This is a genomic window from Arthrobacter sp. NQ7, from assembly GCF_029581595.2.
GTDB lineage: Bacteria > Actinomycetota > Actinomycetes > Actinomycetales > Micrococcaceae > Arthrobacter > Arthrobacter phenanthrenivorans_B.
The window spans coordinates 1-1,702 of the sequence record NZ_JARFXU020000054.1; the positions used below are offsets into that span (position 1 = coordinate 1).

Consider the following 1,702-nt stretch of genomic DNA (forward strand, 5'->3'; position numbering starts at 1 on the left):
ATCGTATCTACCCTGGGGATAACAGCTATTGCAGCGTCAATAGCTGGAGCCCTGTCCCTGGTCCTCCGCCGATACGTGAGGACGGCACGATGAACCAGGTTTCGGCCTTCTACACCGGCGCCGGGGGACTTGTGGGTGCCATCGGTTCTGCCCTGGACGCGGCCGGGGTGGACCGCACAACGCTGCGGCCGGCCGATCTCGCTGCTGTTGACGAGTTCCACATCCGTGGCCGCAGGGCGACGTTGGAAATCATCGAGGCACTCGCCCTCAGTCCCGAATCGCACGTGCTTGACCTCGGCAGCGGACTGGGAGGCCCCGCACGGACGCTCGCCGAGTTGACCGGCTGCACTGTCACAGGTGTCGACCTCACCCCGGAATTCTGCCAGGTAGCGGCGGCGCTCTCGGAGTGGACAGGCCTGTCCGGCCGGACCCGCTTCCAGGTTGGGGACGCCACAGCCACCGGTCTTCCCGACAAGTCTGTAGATGCGGCGCTGACCATGCATGTGGCCATGAACATCCCCGACAAGCACGCGCTCTATGCGGAAGCCTTCCGGGTCCTGCGGCCGGGCGGCAGGTTCGTGGTTTACGACGTCCTGCAGGGTGAAGGCGGCGGAGTGCACTACCCGGTGCCGTGGGCCGCTGACTCCTCGACAAGCTTTCCCGCGACCCTGGAAGAGATGCGCGGCCTCCTCCCGGCCGCAGGTTTTGATGTGGTCTCGGAAGTCGACTCGTCGGACGAGAGCCTCGTCTGGTTCCAGGAGATGCTCGCCAAAATCCAACGGGAAGGGCCACCACCGGTAACCTTCGCGGCCTTCCTGGGGGACGATTTCGCGCAGATGACAGCCAACCAGGTGGCCAACCTCGCCGAACGACGCATCCGGACCGTGATGTTTGCGTGCTCGAGGCCGTGCTGAACGGCAGCCCCGGCCGCTTGACCGGGGCTGGGGTGTTGGCGCCACCCCCTCTGGAACAGCCGCCCAGGGACCCAATCTCCCTGAGGCGCGTAAGGCAGTCTACGACTCCGTGGGCCCCAGGTGATCGATGCGTTCCCGGGACGAATCGGGCGCGGCTTCCTTGAGCTCAACAAAGAATGTATGGGTGTCTGTGTCTCCGATGTTCTCCCCGGAGTGGTCCTGATCCGGCATCCACCGTGCCACGCCGGCGGGCAAGTCGACATCGATGTTTTTACCGTTTGAGGAAAGCCGGCGGCGGAACGAGCTGGCCGTAATCATCACGCTGTCGGGATGATGATGTTCGGTAGTCGTGTGCCCGGGGCTGTCTGTGTACTCAAGCACACGCACGCGATCGTTCTCAAATACCACCCGGTAATTCTCCGGGTTCGTTTCAACAGGGTCCTTTGCCATGGCCGGACTCTACGCCGCCGGCCCTGCCTACACCAGAGGGCAAGCGCACGGCAGGCAGCCAACGACGGAAACCCGGGCCTGCCTTGTAAGCGGGTCCGTCACTCCTACCCGGGTGGAAATAGAGGCCCCCGTCCCTGGCCGCTCACTCAACGCCACACGGCAGGGGACCTGAGGGGGGACACCGGCGGCCTGCGTCAACACCAACCTTGATACCCTGATGCAGTCCGTCAGCGTCGATTGGTCCTATCCCACCCGACCGCCGCTGACGGACCCTATTTGTACAGCGTGAATGCCTTGGCTCATTGATGGCTCTTGACGGCGAATGCGGCGGCATTCAC

The 1,702-nt window shown here is 64.1% G+C and carries 2 protein-coding genes; one reads left to right on the top strand and one right to left on the bottom strand.

Annotated features, from left to right (window positions below; genetic code table 11):
* Positions 1-89 precede the first annotated feature (89 nt).
* Positions 90-914, top strand: coding sequence for a class I SAM-dependent methyltransferase (locus PUN71_RS22975; RefSeq protein WP_277800297.1), 825 nt, complete (start codon positions 90-92; stop codon positions 912-914).
* A 99-nt stretch (positions 915-1,013) separates the two neighbouring features.
* On the opposite strand, the gene PUN71_RS22980 is transcribed toward PUN71_RS22975, so the two are convergent.
* Entirely contained in the window at positions 1,014-1,364 is a 351-nt protein-coding gene (locus PUN71_RS22980; RefSeq protein ID WP_277800298.1) for a cytoplasmic protein, read from the bottom strand.
* Positions 1,365-1,702 lie beyond the last annotated feature (338 nt).

Coding starts and splice junctions, on each gene's coding strand:
- PUN71_RS22975 (WP_277800297.1), top strand. CDS start 90: ATGAACCAGGTTTCGGCCTTCTACACCGGCGCCGGGGGACTTGTGGGT.
- PUN71_RS22980 (WP_277800298.1), bottom strand. CDS start 1,364: ATGGCAAAGGACCCTGTTGAAACGAACCCGGAGAATTACCGGGTGGTA.